15 protein-coding genes are annotated in these 14,582 nt (G+C 71.6%); 10 read left to right on the top strand and 5 right to left on the bottom strand.

Annotated features, from left to right (window positions below; translation table 11 throughout):
• Positions 1-52: 52 nt before the first annotated feature.
• The gene (locus tag ABEA82_RS20710; RefSeq protein WP_345663060.1) at positions 53-922 is read right to left on the bottom strand and encodes an SCO6745 family protein; all 870 of its coding nucleotides are present in this window, start codon (positions 920-922) and stop codon (positions 53-55) included.
• A gap of 113 nt (positions 923-1,035) precedes the next feature.
• On the opposite strand from ABEA82_RS20710, the gene ABEA82_RS20705 reads away from it, so the two are divergent.
• Together ABEA82_RS20705 and ABEA82_RS20700 are read left to right on the top strand one after the other, a co-directional pair.
• A complete protein-coding gene (locus ABEA82_RS20705) occupies positions 1,036-1,995 on the top strand; it encodes a GlxA family transcriptional regulator (RefSeq protein WP_345663059.1) in 960 nt (319 codons plus the stop codon).
• A 44-nt stretch (positions 1,996-2,039) separates the two neighbouring features.
• Positions 2,040-2,675, top strand: a complete 636-nt coding sequence (locus ABEA82_RS20700; protein WP_345663058.1) for a DJ-1/PfpI family protein — start codon at positions 2,040-2,042, stop codon at positions 2,673-2,675.
• Here the strand turns inward: ABEA82_RS20700 and ABEA82_RS20695 are convergent.
• Positions 2,668-3,417, bottom strand: a complete 750-nt coding sequence (locus ABEA82_RS20695) for an enoyl-CoA hydratase/isomerase family protein (protein WP_345663057.1) — start codon at positions 3,415-3,417, stop codon at positions 2,668-2,670. The genes ABEA82_RS20700 and ABEA82_RS20695 overlap by 8 nt on opposite strands.
• A gap of 218 nt (positions 3,418-3,635) precedes the next feature.
• Between ABEA82_RS20695 and ABEA82_RS20690 the strand changes: the two genes are divergently transcribed.
• Positions 3,636-4,142 carry an ATP-binding protein gene (locus ABEA82_RS20690; RefSeq protein WP_345663465.1) on the top strand — a complete coding sequence of 169 codons (507 nt, stop codon included), beginning with the start codon at positions 3,636-3,638 and terminating at the stop codon, positions 4,140-4,142.
• Positions 4,143-4,193: 51 nt separating this feature from the next.
• Here ABEA82_RS20690 and idi read toward each other — a convergent pair whose 3' ends face one another.
• The 3 genes from idi to galE form a co-directional block, all read right to left on the bottom strand.
• A complete protein-coding gene (idi, locus tag ABEA82_RS20685; RefSeq protein WP_345663056.1) occupies positions 4,194-4,787 on the bottom strand; it encodes an isopentenyl-diphosphate Delta-isomerase in 594 nt (197 codons plus the stop codon).
• Between the two features lie 292 nt (positions 4,788-5,079).
• Complete coding sequence (locus ABEA82_RS20680; protein ID WP_345663055.1) at positions 5,080-6,018, bottom strand: cation diffusion facilitator family transporter; 939 nt, start codon at positions 6,016-6,018, stop codon at positions 5,080-5,082.
• 146 nt (positions 6,019-6,164) lie between these two features.
• Complete coding sequence (gene galE / locus ABEA82_RS20675; protein WP_345663054.1) at positions 6,165-7,136, bottom strand: UDP-glucose 4-epimerase GalE; 972 nt, start codon at positions 7,134-7,136, stop codon at positions 6,165-6,167.
• A gap of 280 nt (positions 7,137-7,416) precedes the next feature.
• Between galE and ABEA82_RS20670 the strand changes: the two genes are divergently transcribed.
• From ABEA82_RS20670 to ABEA82_RS20640, 7 genes are all read left to right on the top strand, one after another.
• The gene (locus tag ABEA82_RS20670) at positions 7,417-9,222 is read left to right on the top strand and encodes a DUF5941 domain-containing protein (RefSeq protein WP_345663053.1); all 1,806 of its coding nucleotides are present in this window, start codon (positions 7,417-7,419) and stop codon (positions 9,220-9,222) included.
• Entirely contained in the window at positions 9,219-9,971 is a 753-nt protein-coding gene (locus tag ABEA82_RS20665) for a phosphocholine cytidylyltransferase family protein (protein WP_345663052.1), read from the top strand. Before ABEA82_RS20670 ends, ABEA82_RS20665 begins: the two co-directional genes overlap by 4 nt.
• On the top strand, positions 9,959-11,020 hold the full coding sequence (locus ABEA82_RS20660; protein ID WP_345663051.1) for an iron-containing alcohol dehydrogenase family protein: 1,062 nt from the start codon (positions 9,959-9,961) through the stop codon (positions 11,018-11,020). The genes ABEA82_RS20665 and ABEA82_RS20660 overlap by 13 nt, the downstream gene beginning before the upstream one ends.
• Positions 10,998-11,777, top strand: coding sequence for a CDP-alcohol phosphatidyltransferase family protein (locus ABEA82_RS20655; RefSeq protein ID WP_345663050.1), 780 nt, complete (start codon positions 10,998-11,000; stop codon positions 11,775-11,777). Before ABEA82_RS20660 ends, ABEA82_RS20655 begins: the two co-directional genes overlap by 23 nt.
• A gap of 5 nt (positions 11,778-11,782) precedes the next feature.
• Entirely contained in the window at positions 11,783-12,655 is an 873-nt protein-coding gene (locus ABEA82_RS20650) for a glycosyltransferase family 2 protein (protein ID WP_345663464.1), read from the top strand.
• A gap of 109 nt (positions 12,656-12,764) precedes the next feature.
• The gene (locus ABEA82_RS20645) at positions 12,765-13,694 is read left to right on the top strand and encodes an ABC transporter permease (RefSeq protein ID WP_345663049.1); all 930 of its coding nucleotides are present in this window, start codon (positions 12,765-12,767) and stop codon (positions 13,692-13,694) included.
• Entirely contained in the window at positions 13,687-14,475 is a 789-nt protein-coding gene (locus ABEA82_RS20640) for an ABC transporter ATP-binding protein (RefSeq protein ID WP_345663048.1), read from the top strand. Before ABEA82_RS20645 ends, ABEA82_RS20640 begins: the two co-directional genes overlap by 8 nt.
• Positions 14,476-14,582: the final 107 nt, after the last annotated feature.

The following is a 14,582-nucleotide window of genomic DNA, read 5'->3' as shown; positions in this document are numbered from 1 at the left end:
GTCATGACGATCACGTGTCCCCGGGACGCTCACGACCGGTGCGGAGCGGCGCTCACGCCTTTCCGAAGAGATCAGCCGGATAGGCCCCCGCGGTGACCGCCGCGTGCGCGAACGCCCCACCCAGCTCGGTCAGCCGGGCGACTCCGTCCGGACCGAGGTGCTCGTACGGGGCCCGGTCGAGGCGGTCGGTCTCCCGCTCGATCTCCTGGCGCAGGGCGACGCCCCGCTCGGTCAGCTCGCCCGTCCCCTCCAGCAGCCCGCGCTCACGCAGCCGGTCCGTCGCCGCGTCCCAGTCCTCCCGGCTCCAGCCGCGGGTGGAGAACACCCACTTCGGTGCCATGCCCCTGCCCGTCGCCGTATGGGTCACCATCGCCTCGAGGCCGTCCAGCCCCGCGGACATCAGCACGGCCAGGTGTCCGTCACCCCGGTGCTCGCGCAGCAGGGTCGCCGCGTGCCAGTACGCGAGGTGCGGCTCCTCGGGGACGGGCAGGTCGGCGTGGGCGGCGTACAGCGGCCGCGCCCCGCGCGAACAGGCCTCGGTGGCGCGCAGCGCGAGCCGCGCCGCCTCGGCCATCTCCGCCGACGCCACGGCCTCCTCGCCCAGCAGACGGCGCAGCGTCGCGTCGACCGCACGCGCGCGGGCCGCCAGCACCTGGCCGGGCGTGGCGCTCTCCCACACCGTCGGCACGTGCCGGGCCACCAGCTCGTACTTGTAGTTGTAGAAGGCCGCCGCCACCGCCCCGGCCCCGACCGGTCCGAGGGCGGCGGCCCGCACGGCGAAGTTCACGGCGTGGGGATGGGTGACTCCGGCGGCACCCAGTTCCCGCCCGAGGTCCGGCGAGAAGTAGTGCGTCGCGTGCAGGGAGTTGAGCACGTTCTGGCAGCGTCGGCCGGCGAGCGGCTCAAGGGCGGCAGTCGTCATGCCCGGAGGTTACCAACCGCTTGGTATGGCATCTACGGCCGCGACCCTCATGGCAGGAAAGGTGGGGAACTCGTCATTGCGGACGTACTCCGCGCCCGCGAAGAATCGACGGCATGGCCCAGCGCACCGTACTCGCCGTCCTCTGCGACGGCGTGCAGAGTCTCGACGTCACCGGGCCCGTGGAGGTCTTCGCCGGGGCGGAGCTGCTCTCCCCGGGGTCGTACCGGATCCGCACGGCCTCCCTCGACGGCGCTCCCGTGCGGACCACCAGCGGCCTGACCCTCGTCCCCGACGAGGCCCTGGCCACCGCGTCCGACCCGGACATCCTCCTCGTCCCCGGCGGGCCGGGCTCCCTGAGCCCCGACCCGCGTCTGGTCGACTGGGTCCGCGAGCACGGACCGCGCGCCGCCCGCCTGGTCTCCGTGTGCACCGGCGCGGCGGTGCTCGCCGCGGCCGGCCTGCTGGACGGCCGTCGCGCCACCACCCACTGGGCCTACTGCGACCGGCTCGCCCGTGCCCACCCGGCCGTCGAGATCGATCCCGAGCCCGTCTTCGTACGCGACGGCCACATCGCCACCTCGGCCGGTGTCACCGCCGGCATCGACCTCGCCCTCGCCCTGGTCGAGGAGGACCTGGGCCGGGAGGCCGCCCTCACCATCGCCCGGCACCTGGTGGTGTTCCTGCGCCGGCCCGGGAACCAGGCCCAGTTCAGCGCCCAGCTCGCGGCCCAGACGGCACACCGCGAGCCCCTGAAGGAGATCCAGCGGTTCGTCACCGAACGCCCCGACGCCGACCTCTCCGTCGAGGCCCTGGCCGCCCGCGCCCGCCTCTCACCCCGCCACTTCGCCCGCGCCTTCCGGGCGGAGACCGGCATGACGCCCGGCCGCTACGTGGACCGGGTCCGGCTCGAACACGCCCGCCGCCTGCTGGAGGACACCACCGACGGCATCGAGGAGATCTCCCGCACCAGCGGCTACGGCACCCCCGAGGCCATGCGCCGGGCCTTCGTCAGAACCCTGGGCACGCCTCCGGCCGAGTACCGCCGCCGCTTCCGCCCCGCGACCACGCCCTGAACCGACCCCGTCCGGCCCACCGTCGGGCCCATGGAAAGGACCCCATGCAGATCGCGATCGTCCTCTACGACCGCTTCACCGCCCTCGACGCCGTAGGGCCGTACGAGACCCTCGGCCGGATCCCGGGCGCTCAGACAGTCTTCGTCGCCGAGGAGGCCGGACCCGTGCGGAACGACACGGGCAATCTCGCACTCGTCGCCGACCGGACCCTCGCCGACGTGCCGAACCCCGGCATCGTCGTCGTCCCCGGCGGCCCGGGGCAGGCAGCGCTGATGGAGCACGCGCCCCTGCTGGACTGGCTGCGCACCGCCGACGCCACGAGCACCTGGACGACGTCGGTGTGCACCGGCTCCCTGCTGCTCGCCGCCGCCGGACTGCTCCGGGGCCGGCGCGCCACCTCCCACTGGCTGACGCTGGAGGAGCTGAAGCGGTTCGGAGCTGAGCCCACGGAGGAGCGGGTGGTCACCGACGGCAAGTACGTCACCGCGGCCGGCGTCTCCTCCGGCATCGACATGGGGCTGACCCTGCTCGGCCGGATCGCGGGCGACGAACACGCCCAGATCATCCAGCTCGCCACCGAGTACGACCCACAGCCGCCCTACGACGCCGGATCGCCCGCGAAGGCGCCCGCGCACCTCGTCGAGCTGCTCCGGTCGCACGCCGACGCCATCCTCACGTAGACACGCTCCAGCCGAACCGCGGCTGCCGGCGCTCCAGGAACGCGGCGACACCCTCGGCGGTGTCGCCGCTCGCGCGCGCCTGCCCGGCCCAGTGCGCGTCCCGGTCCGTACGCCCGTCCGCGAACTCCTTGGCCGCGGCCTGCGTCAGCTGCGAACGGGACACCAGGGTCCGGGTGAACTCGGCGACCCGCTTGCCGAGTTCGCCCTCGGGCAGCACCTCGTCGGCCAGGCCGGTGCGCAGCGCCCGCCCCGCGTCGATCAACTCGCCCGAGAACAGCAGGTACTTGGCGGTGGCCGGCCCCACCAGGGACACCAGCCGCCTGGTCGAGGACGCCGGGTACACGATGCCGAGCTTCGCGGGCGTCACACCGAACAGCGCCCCCTCCTCGGCGAACCGCAGATCACAGGCCGCCGCCAACTGCGCGCCACCGCCCACGCAGTGTCCGCGCACCGCGGCCAGTGTCGGCTTCGGGAACGCGGCGAGCGCCTCCTCGGCGGCCACGGCCAGCCCCTGGGCCTCCTCCGGCGAGCCCCGGAGCGTCGAGATGTCGGCCCCGGCGCAGAACGTCCCGCCCTCGCCGGTGAGCACCAGCGCCCGCACGGCCGGATCGCCCGCCAGCGTGTCGAGCATGTGTGGCAGGGAACGCCACATCGCCGCCGTCATGGCGTTGCGCTTCTCCGGATGGCGTATGACGACGGTCGCGACCGCGTCGGTCACGCTGTACAGCAGCTGCGGCTCCATGCGCCGGATGCTATCCGGAGGCCAAACCCGTACAACCCGAATAGTTCGCCGAGACGGCACAACAGAGGCAGGACCAGTCCCACAACTGACCGTGTCATACGCCAACGGTCAAAAGTGCTCGATAGTTGCTGACTTCTGTTCAGGCCCGGGGGTCGGACCGCATCGTTACCAACACTCGAGGTGTGGCGACAATCGAGCGCGAGGGTGGCGACCGGACGATGGACGACGACGGGCGCGGGCCGGGCCCACGCCCACAGGGCGGCGCGGAGCCCCTCGGCCCCGGGCCCGCCCACCCACTGCCGTACGAGGGGGTCTGGCGGTTCTCCGCGCCGGCGGTCGACGCCTCGGTCCCACAGGCCCGGCACGCCGTACGGGACCTGCTGCTGCGGCAGGGCGTGCCGGTCTCGGACGAGCTGGCCCAGGGGCTGCTGCTGATCGTCTCGGAGCTGGTGACGAACGCCGTGAAGCACGCCGCGGTGCTGTCCCCGACGATCGCCGTCGAAGTGGCCGTCGGCGCCGAGTGGCTGCGCGTGTCCGTGGAGGACAACCACCCCTACCGGCCCACCGCCCTGGAGACCGACCACGGCCGGACCGGCGGACGCGGACTGCTGCTGGTGCGCGAGGTCACCCGGGAGGCGGGGGGCCTGTGCGAGGTCGATCACACCGCGAGCGGCGGCAAGGTGATCTGGGTCGCCCTGCCGCTCAAGCCCGCCCGCTTCTCCTAGACCCCGGCGCTGCCCCTTCGAACCCCGGTGCCGCCCCGCGCCGAGGTGGCGTCACCAGCCGGCCGACGAGCCCGTCAGCTCCCTGATCGCCGGCCGGGCCGCGTCCAGGACGGTCATGAACCAGGACGAGAAGGTGTCCTTGGCGTGCCGCTCCGACAGCTCGGGCGGCGTCACGAACGCCGTCGACGCCACCTCCTCCGCGTCCGGCCGCAGCACGGCCTGCACCATGCCGACGAAGAGGTGGTTGTACTCCTGCTCCACCAGCCCGGACTCCGGGTCCGGGTGGTTGTAGCGGACCGTGCCCGCCTCCGCCAGCAGGGACGGGGACGCGCCGAGCTCCTCGAAGGTCCGCCGCGCCGCCGCCGCGAAGGGCGCCTCGCCCGGGTAGGGATGGCCGCAGCACGAGTTCGACCAGACACCGGGGGAGTGGTACTTGCCCAGCGCGCGCTGCTGGAGCAGCAGCCGGCCGTACTCGTCGAAGAGGAACACGGAGAACGCGCGGTGCAGCTGTCCGGGTGGCTGGTGGGCGGCGAGCTTCTCCGCGGTGCCGATCGTCACGCCGTCCTCGTCGACCAGTTCCAGCAAAATCGCGTCTGCGGTGCCGTTCGACGGGTTGTGCGTCGCGGTGGCAGGTGTGATCGGCATACCCATCCTTCACATCGGTCTTCGCGCCCCAAGTCTGCCGTACGAATCCGGCACTCCCGGCACTTCGCGGCGCGCCCGCATGTCCCGCGCACGGCGGCGCGGAGCACGGACCGGGCCGCTCGGTCGTCGGAAGAGGCACCCAGGAGGTGATCGTGCCCGGCGGGGTGGGCCGAAAATCGTCGCTGCCGGAGCGGTGGGAGCCAGGACCGCAGGCGCGCGCCGTAGGGCTGCGTTCCCCGGCGCACTCACCCCGACACGCGCCCCACCAGCACCACCAGCACCAGCAGTGGCGTCAGTGGCAGAGGCGCGCCTCGTGCTCCGCGTGACCGCTCGGCTCCAGCTGGAAGGTGCAGTGCTCCACGTCGAAGTGGCCACCCAGGCAGTCCTGGAGCTCGTGGAGCATCTTCTCGTGGCCGATCGCGCTCAGCACGTCCGAGCTGACCACCACGTGCGCCGACAGCACCGGCATGCCCGAGGTGATCGTCCAGGCGTGCAGGTCGTGGACGTCCTCCACCCCGTCGGTCGCCAGGATGTGAGCCCGTACCTGCGCCATGTCGACCCCCTTGGGTGCCGCCTCCAGCAGGACGTCGAGGGTCTCGCGCAGCAGCTTCAAGGTACGCGGCACGATCATCAGCGCGATGACGAGCGAGGCGATCGGGTCGGCGGCCTGCCAGCCCGTGAGCATGATCACTCCGGCCGCGACGATCACCGTGACCGATCCCAGGGCGTCCGCCGCCACCTCCAGGAACGCGCCCCGCACGTTCAGGCTCTCCTTCTGGCCGCGCATCAGCAGCGACAGCGACACCAGGTTCGCCACCAGGCCGATCACACCGAACACGATGGCGAGCCCGCCCTCGGTGTCCGCCGGTGTGATGAAGCGCTGGACCGACTCGTACACGACGTAGCCGCCGACGCCGAGCAGCAGCAGACAGTTGGCCAGGGCGGCGAGAATCTCGGCGCGGGCGTAGCCGAAGGTGGCCCGGTCGCTGGGCGGGCGGTTCGCGAAGTGGATCGCGAGCAGCGCCATGCCGAGACCCAGCGCGTCCGTCGCCATGTGCGCCGAGTCCGCGACGAGCGCGAGGGAGTCGGCGAGGACACCACCCACGATCTGTACGACCACGATGCCGAGCGTGATCGCCAGCGCGACCCGCAGCCTGCCGCGGTACGCCGAGGTCGCCGTACCGCCGGCCGCCGCGCCGTGCGCGTGCCCGTGATCGTGCCCTGCCCCCATGAAGGCCGCCCTCCTGTGTCCGCCCTGATCCTGCTCGGGCACCCCAGTGAACTACGGGGAGGGGGTATGCGCAACGCGGCACTGAACACCGTTGTCATGTGCCCTGACCTGCGGAAACGACGCGCAGGTCAGAGCGCTCCGAGGGGTCAGGAGCCGTGGTGCAGCAGCCAGCCGCGCCACGCCGACTCGACCATCTCGCGCACCCCGCGCCGCGCGGTCCAGCCGAGCTCCTCGGCCGCCCGCGCCGCCGAAGCCACCGCCCGCGGCGCGTCCCCGGGGCGGCGGGGCTCGACGACCGGGGGGCGCCGGTCGCCGGTGACCTCGCCGATGACCGTGATCAGCTCCCGCACCGAGACACCCTCACCGCGCCCGATGTTGACCGTCAGATCGCCGGAGCGGCCCCCCTCGGCGAGCCGCCGGGCCGCCGCGAGGTGCGCCTCCGCCAGGTCGGCGACGTGAATGTAGTCACGAATGCAGGTGCCGTCCGGGGTCGGGTAGTCGTCGCCGAAGATCCTCGGCGCCTCGTCGCGCGTGAGCCGGTCGAAGACCATCGGGACGATGTTGAAGACGCCCGTGTCGGCCAGCTCCGGCGCCGCGGCGCCCGCGACGTTGAAATAGCGCAGACATACGGTGGAGATCCCGTGTGCCCGGCCCGCCGCCCGCACCAGCCACTCCCCGGTGAGCTTGGTCTCGCCGTACGGGTTCACCGGCGCGCAGGGCGTGTCCTCCGTGATGAGATCCACACCCGGGTCCCCGTACACGGCCGCCGACGAGGAGAAGACGAAGCGCTCGACCCCGGCCCCGGCGACGGCTTCCAGCAGGGTCGCGAGACCGCCGACGTTCTCCCGGTAGTACCGCGTCGGCTCCGCGACGGACTCCGCGACCTGCTTGCGTGCCGCGAGGTGCACCACCCCCGTCACGCCGTGCTCGGCGAACACCCGCTTGAGCAGGTCCCCGTCGAGCGACGAGCCCTCGACGAGCGGGACGCGCTCCGGGAGCCGCGCGGGCACCCCGGCCGAGAGGTCGTCCAGCGCGACGACGCGCTCCCCGGCCTCGCTCATGGCCCTGGCCACATGGGCCCCGATGTAGCCGGCCCCGCCGGTGATCAGCCAAGTCATGGTCGTCCACCCTAAGGCGCCGCCACCGAAGCCGGCGCAATGTCCCCGATGCCCGGTCTGGGAGGCGCGGTTTGTGGGGCGGGCCCCGGATCCACGATGATGATCGCGGCAGCGGCTTTGCGCGAACCGCGTTGATCAATCCGCCGAACGGGCGGTGAACACGGCCTTCCCGGCATCCGATAGCCTCTGCCGACAATGCCGCCCGGGAGCCACCGGCGCGGGCGCCCCCACCATGTACTGCACCGGCGCGGACGCGTCGGTACCCAGGGAGTGAGTTCGGTTGTCGACCGCCATCCTCACCGGTCAGCCGGTCCCCGGTTCGTCGATCGAGGGCGATCTGCGGTCCCTCGGCTTCGACGTACGGGTCGCGTCCGACGCCGCCGAGGCCGAGACCCTGCTCGCCGGGGTCCCGGGCGACCAGCGGGTCGCCCTGGTCGACGCCCGGTTCGTGGGGCATGTGCACGCGCTGCGCCTCGGCCTCACCGACCCCCGCTTCCCGCTCGCCGCGATCCCCGGCGCCGTCACCGCACAGTCCGCCGGCCGCCAGGCCCTGACCCGGGCGATGGCCCGCGAGAACTCCACGGGCGGCGGCACCACCCTGGTCGACAGCCTCGCCGACCGCATCCTCACCGCCCTGGACGCCGACGGCACCGACGTGCACCGCCCCGAGCTGGGCAGCCTCGTCGCCGCCGTCCCCGCCGACCCGCAGGCCCGCAACGAGGCACGGCAGGCGGTGGCGGACGTCGACGACGAGGCCGTACGCCTGAAGTCGGCCGTGAAGTCCCGCGACGGCTTCTTCACCACCTACTGCATCAGCCCGTACTCCCGCTACATCGCCCGCTGGTGCGCCCGCCGCGGCCTCACCCCCAACCAGGTCACCACCGCCTCGCTGCTCACCGCCCTCATAGCGGCGGCCTGCGCGGCCACCGGCACCCGCGGCGGCTTCGTCGCGGCCGGCGTCCTGCTGATCGCGTCCTTCGTGCTGGACTGCACCGACGGCCAGCTCGCCCGCTACTCCCTGCAGTACTCCACGCTCGGTGCCTGGCTCGACGCCACCTTCGACCGTGCCAAGGAGTACGCCTACTACGCGGGCCTCGCCCTCGGAGCCGCCCGGGGCGGCGACGACGTCTGGGCCCTCGCCCTCGGCGCCATGGTCCTCCAGACCTGCCGGCACGTCGTGGACTTCTCCTTCAACGAGGCCAACCACGACGCCACCGCCAACACCAGCCCCACCGCCGCCCTCTCCGACAAGCTCGACAGCGTCGGCTGGACGGTCTGGGTGCGGCGGATGATCGTCCTGCCCATCGGCGAGCGCTGGGCGATGATCGCGGTGCTCACCGCGGTCACCACCCCCCGCATCACCTTCTACGCGCTGCTCATCGGCTGCGCCTTCGCCGCGACCTACACCACCGCGGGCCGCGTGCTGCGCTCCCTGACCCGCAAGGCGCGGCGGACCGACCGGGCCGCCGGGGCGCTGGCCGACCTGGCGGACAGCGGGCCGCTCGCCCAGGGCCTCGCGGAGGCCCTCAAGGGCCCCGCCCGCAAGCTGCCGGGCTTCGTGACGCCGGCCGTCGCGCTCCTCGGCGGTATCGCCGTCGTCCTCACGGCCGCGCTGACGGACTTCGGCGGGCCCTGGCCGATCGTCGCGGCCCTCGCCTACGCCCTCACCTCGGGCCTCGCCGTCGCCCGCCCCCTCAAGGGCGCCCTCGACTGGCTGGTCCCCCCGTTCCTGCGCGCCGCCGAGTACGGCACGGTCCTGGTCCTCGCGGCCAAGGCGGACGTGAACGGAGCCCTTCCTGCGGCTTTCGGGCTGGTGGCCGCGGTCGCCTACCATCACTACGACACGGTGTACCGCATCCGCGGCAACGCCGGAGCGCCCCCGGCCTGGCTGGTGCGTTCCATCGGGGGGCACGAAGGACGGACGCTGCTCGTCACCGTCCTCGCCGCACTGCTCACCGCTTCGCAGTTCGTCGTCGCGCTCACGGTGCTCGCCGTGGCCGTGGCCCTGGTGGTGCTCGTCGAGAGCATCCGCTTCTGGGTGTCCGCAGGGGCGCCCGCCGTACACGATGAAGGAGAACCCGCATGATCGGCCTCGTGCTGGCGGCCGGCGCCGGACGGCGTCTGCGCCCCTACACCGACAGCCTTCCCAAGGCTCTGGTGCCGGTGGGCCCCGCGGGCATAGAGGGCGAACCCACGGTTCTCGACCTCACTCTCGCCAACTTCGCCGAGGTCGGCCTCACCGAGGCCGGGATCATCGTCGGCTACCGCAAGGAGGCCGTGTACGCGCGCAAGGAAGCGCTGGAGCAGAAGTACGGCCTCAAGCTCACCCTCATCGACAACGACAAGGCCGAGGAGTGGAACAACGCCTACTCCCTGTGGTGCGGGCGTGACGCCCTCAAGGACGGTGTGATCCTCGCCAACGGCGACACCGTGCACCCGGTCTCCGTCGAGAAGACGCTGCTCGCCGCGCGCGGCGAGGGCAAGCGGATCATCCTCGCCCTGGACACGGTCAAGGACCTGGCCGACGAGGAGATGAAGGTCGTCGTCGACCCCGAGAAGGGCATGACGAGGATCACCAAGCTCATGGACCCCGCCGAGGCCACCGGCGAGTACATCGGCGTCACCCTGATCGAGGGCGACGCCGCCCCCGAGCTGGCCGACGCGCTCAAGACCGTGTGGGAGACCGACCCGCAGCAGTTCTACGAGCATGGCTACCAGGAACTGGTCAACCGCGGCTTCCGTATCGACGTGGCGCCGATCGGCGACGTCAAGTGGGTGGAGATCGACAACCACGACGATCTCGCCCGTGGACGGGAGATCGCATGCCAGTACTGACCCGGCTGATTCCCTCACCGGTCGTCGTCGACATTCGCCCCGGCGCCCTCGACGACCTGGCCTGTGTGCTCGCCGACGAGCGGATCTCGCAGTCCGGCAAGCTCGCCATCGCGGTCAGCGGCGGCTCCGGCGCGAGGCTGCGCGAGCGGATCGCGCCGACGCTGCCCGGCGCCACCTGGTACGAGGTCGGCGGCGGCACCATCGACGACGCCGTCCGGCTGGCGAGCGACATAAAGGCCGGTCACTTCGACGCCGTCGTCGGGCTGGGCGGCGGGAAGATCATCGACTGCGCCAAGTTCGCGGCGGCCCGGGTCGGCCTTCCGCTGGTCGCCGTCGCCACCAACCTCGCGCACGACGGGCTGTGCTCGCCGGTCGCGACCCTCGACAACGACGCGGGCCGCGGCTCCTACGGAGTGCCCAACCCGATCGCGGTCGTCATCGACCTCAACGTGATCCGTGAGGCCCCCGTCCGCTTCGTCCGCTCCGGCATCGGCGACGCCATCTCCAACATCTCCGCCGTGGCGGACTGGGAGCTGGCCAACCGCGTCAACGGCGAGAAGGTCGACGGTCTCGCCGCCGCCATGGCCCGGCAGGCCGGCGAGGCGGTGCTGAGGCACCCGGGCGGCGTAGGCGACGACGGCTTCCTCCAGGTGCTCGCCGAAGCCCTGGTCCTCACCGGTATCGCCATGTCCGTGTCGGGCGACTCCCGCCCGTCCTCCGGAGCGTGCCACGAGATCAACCACGCCTTCGACCTGCTCCACCCGAAGCGCGCCGCCGCCCACGGCGAGCAGTGCGGCCTCGGCGCCGCCTTCGCGATGTACCTGCGCGGAGCCCACGAGGAGTCGGCCTACATGGCCGAGGTGCTGCGCCGGCACGGCCTGCCCGTGCTGCCGGACGAGATCGGCTTCACGACGGACGAGTTCGTCCAGGCCGTCGAGTACGCCCCGCAGACCCGGCCCGGCCGCTACACCATCCTCGAACACCTCGACCTGAACACCGAACAGATCAAGGACACCTACACCGACTATGTCAAGGCCATCGGTAGCTGAACTACGCCCCGTCGTTCACCCCGCTGGGGTGAAGGACCGGCGCAGCGGTGAGCACTGGATGGGACGCCTCTACATGCGCGAGGTGTCCCTGCGGGTCGACCGCTACCTGGTGAACACCAGGGTCACGCCCAATCAGCTCACGTACCTGATGACCGTCTTCGGTGTGCTCGCGGCCCCGGCGCTTGTCGTGCCGGGGATCGCGGGCGCCGTGCTGGGCGTGGTGTGCGTCCAGATGTATCTGCTGCTGGACTGCGTCGACGGCGAGATCGCGCGCTGGAAGAAGCAGTACTCGCTCAACGGCGTCTACCTGGACCGCGTCGGTGCCTACCTCACCGACGCCGCGGTGCTCACCGGCTTCGGCCTGCGCGCCGCCGACCTGTGGGGCAGCGGCCGTATCGACTGGCTGTGGGCCTTCCTCGGCACCCTGGCCGCACTCGGCGCCATCCTGATCAAGGCCGAGACCGACCTCGTCGGTGTCGCCCGGCACCAGGCCGGAAAGCCGCCGGTCCAGGAGGCCGCCGCCGAGATGCGCTCCTCCGGCATGGCGCTGGCCCGCAAGGCCGCCGCCGCCCTGAAGTTCCACCGGCTGATCCTCGGCATCGAGGCGTCCCTGGTGATCCTGGTGCTGGCCATCGCCGACCAGGCCCGCGGCGACCTGTTCTTCTCCCGGCTCGGCGTGGCCGTGATGGCCGGCATCGCGCTGGTGCAGACCCTGCTGCACCTCGTGTCCATCCTGGCCTCCAGCAGGCTGAAGTGAGCGGCATGAAGGTCGGCGCCGTCATCATCACCATGGGCAACCGGCCCGACGAGCTGCGCGCCCTGCTCGACTCCGTCGCCAAGCAGGACGGCGACCCGGTCGAGGTGGTCGTCGTCGGCAACGGCTCGCCCGTCCCGGACGTCCCCGAGGGCGTCCGTACCATCGAGCTGCCCGAGAACCTCGGCATCCCCGGCGGCCGCAACGTCGGCATCGAGGCCTTCGGCCCCGCCGGCCGCGATGTCGACATCCTGCTGTTCCTGGACGACGACGGCCTGCTCGCGAGCCATGACACCGCCGAACTGTGCCGGAAGGCGTTCGAGGCGGACCCGAAGCTCGGCATCGTGAGTTTTCGCATAGCCGACCCGGAGACCGGCGTCACCCAGCGCCGCCACGTACCCCGGCTGCGCGCCGCCGACCCGATGCGCTCCTCGCGCGTGACCACGTTCCTCGGCGGCGCCAACGCCGTCCGCACCCGCGTCCTCGCCGAAGTCGGCGGCCTGCCGGACGAGTTCTTCTACGCCCACGAGGAGACCGACCTGGCGTGGCGGGCCCTCGACGCGGGCTGGATGATCGACTACCGGTCCGACATGGTGCTGTACCACCCGACGACCGCTCCCTCGCGGCATGCCGTGTACCACCGTATGGTCGCCCGCAACCGGGTCTGGCTGGCCCGCCGCAACCTGCCCGCGCCGCTCGTCCCGGTCTACCTCGGCGTGTGGCTGCTGCTCACCCTCGTACGCCGCCCGTCCCGCCCCGCGCTGCGGGCCTGGTTCGGCGGATTCCGCGAGGGCTGGACGACTCCGTGCGGACCCCGCCGGCCCATGAAGTGGCGTACGGTGTGGCGGCTGACCCGACTGGGCCGGCCCCCCGTCATCTGACAAGCTCGTATCCGGAGTGTCCGGGAGTATCCGGGAGGGGCCGTACGCTGGCCCCCGGCTCATGCGGGCCCGCACAGGCCGCGCATCTCGAAGACGAAAGTTTCCACTAGTGAGTGAGACAACGCACGACGCCACGGTCGCGGTGAGCGCGCCCGCGGCGCCCGACGAGGGCCTCACGGCGAGCGAACTCGCCGCCAAGCACGGGCTGAGCGTGAGCGGCGCCCGGCCGTCCCTCATCGAGTACGTCCGTCAGCTCTGGGACCGGCGGCACTTCATCCTCGCCTTCTCCCGGGCGAAGCTGACCGCCCAGTACAGCCAGGCCAAGCTCGGCCAGCTGTGGCAGGTCGCCACACCGCTGCTGAACGCGGCCGTGTACTTCTTCATCTTCGGCCTGCTGCTGGAGGCCGACCGGGGCATGTCCCGCGAGGTGTACATCCCGTTCCTGGTCACGGGCGTGTTCGTGTTCACCTTCACGCAGAGCTCGGTGATGGCGGGCGTACGCGCGATCTCCGGCAACCTCGGACTGGTCCGCGCCCTGCACTTCCCGCGCGCCTCGCTGCCCATCTCCTTCGCGCTCCAGCAGCTCCAGCAGCTGCTGTTCTCGATGATCGTGCTGTTCGCCGTCGCGATCGGCTTCGGCAGCTACCCGGACCTGTCCTGGGCGCTGATCGTGCCCGTGCTGGCCCTGCAGTTCTGCTTCAACACCGGCCTCGCGATGATCATGGCCCGGGCCGGAGCCAAGACGCCGGACCTCGCGCAGCTGATGCCGTTCGTGATGCGGACGTGGATGTACGCGTCCGGGGTGATGTTCTCCATCCCGATCTTCCTCAAGGACAAGCCGGACTGGATCGCGAACCTCCTCCAGTGGAACCCGGCCGCGATCTACATGGACCTGATGCGCTTCTCCCTCATCGACGGCTACGGCTCGGAGAACCTCCCCGACCACGTGTGGGCGGTCGCGGCCGGCTGGGCCGTGCTGTTCGCCCTCGGTGGCTTCGTGTACTTCTGGAAGGCGGAGGAGAGGTACGGCCGTGGCTGAGCAGAAACAGGACGCACGGATTCCCACCGTCATCGCGGACGACCTGCACATCGTCTACCGCGTCAACGGCGCCAAGACCGGCAAGGGCAGCGCCACTGCCGCTCTCAGCCGCATGCTCAAGCGAGGCTCCGACGACGCGGAGCGGGGCGTGCGCAAGGTGCACGCCGTGCGGGGCGTCTCCTTCGTGGCCTACCGCGGTGAGGCCATCGGTCTGATCGGCTCCAACGGCTCCGGCAAGTCGACCCTGCTGCGGGCCATCGCGGGACTGCTGCCCGCCGAGCAGGGCAAGGTCTACACCGACGGCCAGCCCTCGCTGCTCGGCGTCAACGCGGCCCTGATGAACGACCTCACCGGCGAGCGGAACGTCATATTGGGCGGGCTCGCCATGGGTATGTCCCGCGAGGAGATCAAGGACCGCTACCAGCAGATCGTCGACTTCTCCGGCATCAACGAGAAGGGCGACTTCATCACCCTGCCCATGCGCACCTACTCGTCCGGTATGGCGGCCCGGCTCCGCTTCTCCATCGCCGCGGCCAAGGACCATGACGTCCTGATGATCGACGAGGCCCTCGCCACCGGCGACAGGAAGTTCCAGAAGCGCTCCGAGGACCGCATCCGGGAGCTGCGCAAGGAAGCCGGCACGGTGTTTCTGGTCAGCCACAACAACAAGTCGATCCGCGACACCTGCAACCGTGTCCTGTGGCTGGAACGCGGCGAGCTGCGCATGGACGGCCCGACCGACGAGGTGCTCAAGGAGTACGAGAAGTTCACGGGCAAGTAGCCGGGTTCGGCCAGGGCCCCGACGGAACTGTTCCGGCGGGGCCCGGCGTCTGCAAAGGAAACGTCAACGCCGGCCCATCTCAGGAATCTTGGGGCCAATCGGTGTGT

This window comes from Streptomyces venetus (genome assembly GCF_039540295.1).
Taxonomy (GTDB): Bacteria; Actinomycetota; Actinomycetes; order Streptomycetales; family Streptomycetaceae; genus Streptomyces; species Streptomyces venetus.
This window is presented reverse-complemented; position numbering and strand designations above follow the sequence as displayed.

Bases quoted from the DNA above. Each gene is read 5' to 3' on its own strand.
- ABEA82_RS20705 (WP_345663059.1), top strand. From the start codon at position 1,036: ATGGCCCAGCGCACCGTACTCGCCGTCCTCTGCGACGGCGTGCAGAGT.
- ABEA82_RS20700 (WP_345663058.1), top strand. From the start codon at position 2,040: ATGCAGATCGCGATCGTCCTCTACGACCGCTTCACCGCCCTCGACGCC.
- idi (WP_345663056.1), bottom strand. From the start codon at position 4,787: ATGCCGATCACACCTGCCACCGCGACGCACAACCCGTCGAACGGCACC.
- ABEA82_RS20710 (WP_345663060.1), bottom strand. From the start codon at position 922: ATGACGACTGCCGCCCTTGAGCCGCTCGCCGGCCGACGCTGCCAGAAC.
- ABEA82_RS20660 (WP_345663051.1), top strand. From the start codon at position 9,959: ATGCCAGTACTGACCCGGCTGATTCCCTCACCGGTCGTCGTCGACATT.
- ABEA82_RS20655 (WP_345663050.1), top strand. From the start codon at position 10,998: ATGTCAAGGCCATCGGTAGCTGAACTACGCCCCGTCGTTCACCCCGCT.
- ABEA82_RS20665 (WP_345663052.1), top strand. From the start codon at position 9,219: ATGATCGGCCTCGTGCTGGCGGCCGGCGCCGGACGGCGTCTGCGCCCC.
- ABEA82_RS20680 (WP_345663055.1), bottom strand. From the start codon at position 6,018: ATGGGGGCAGGGCACGATCACGGGCACGCGCACGGCGCGGCGGCCGGC.
- galE (WP_345663054.1), bottom strand. From the start codon at position 7,136: ATGACTTGGCTGATCACCGGCGGGGCCGGCTACATCGGGGCCCATGTG.
- ABEA82_RS20690 (WP_345663465.1), top strand. From the start codon at position 3,636: ATGGACGACGACGGGCGCGGGCCGGGCCCACGCCCACAGGGCGGCGCG.
- ABEA82_RS20695 (WP_345663057.1), bottom strand. From the start codon at position 3,417: ATGGAGCCGCAGCTGCTGTACAGCGTGACCGACGCGGTCGCGACCGTC.
- ABEA82_RS20650 (WP_345663464.1), top strand. From the start codon at position 11,783: ATGAAGGTCGGCGCCGTCATCATCACCATGGGCAACCGGCCCGACGAG.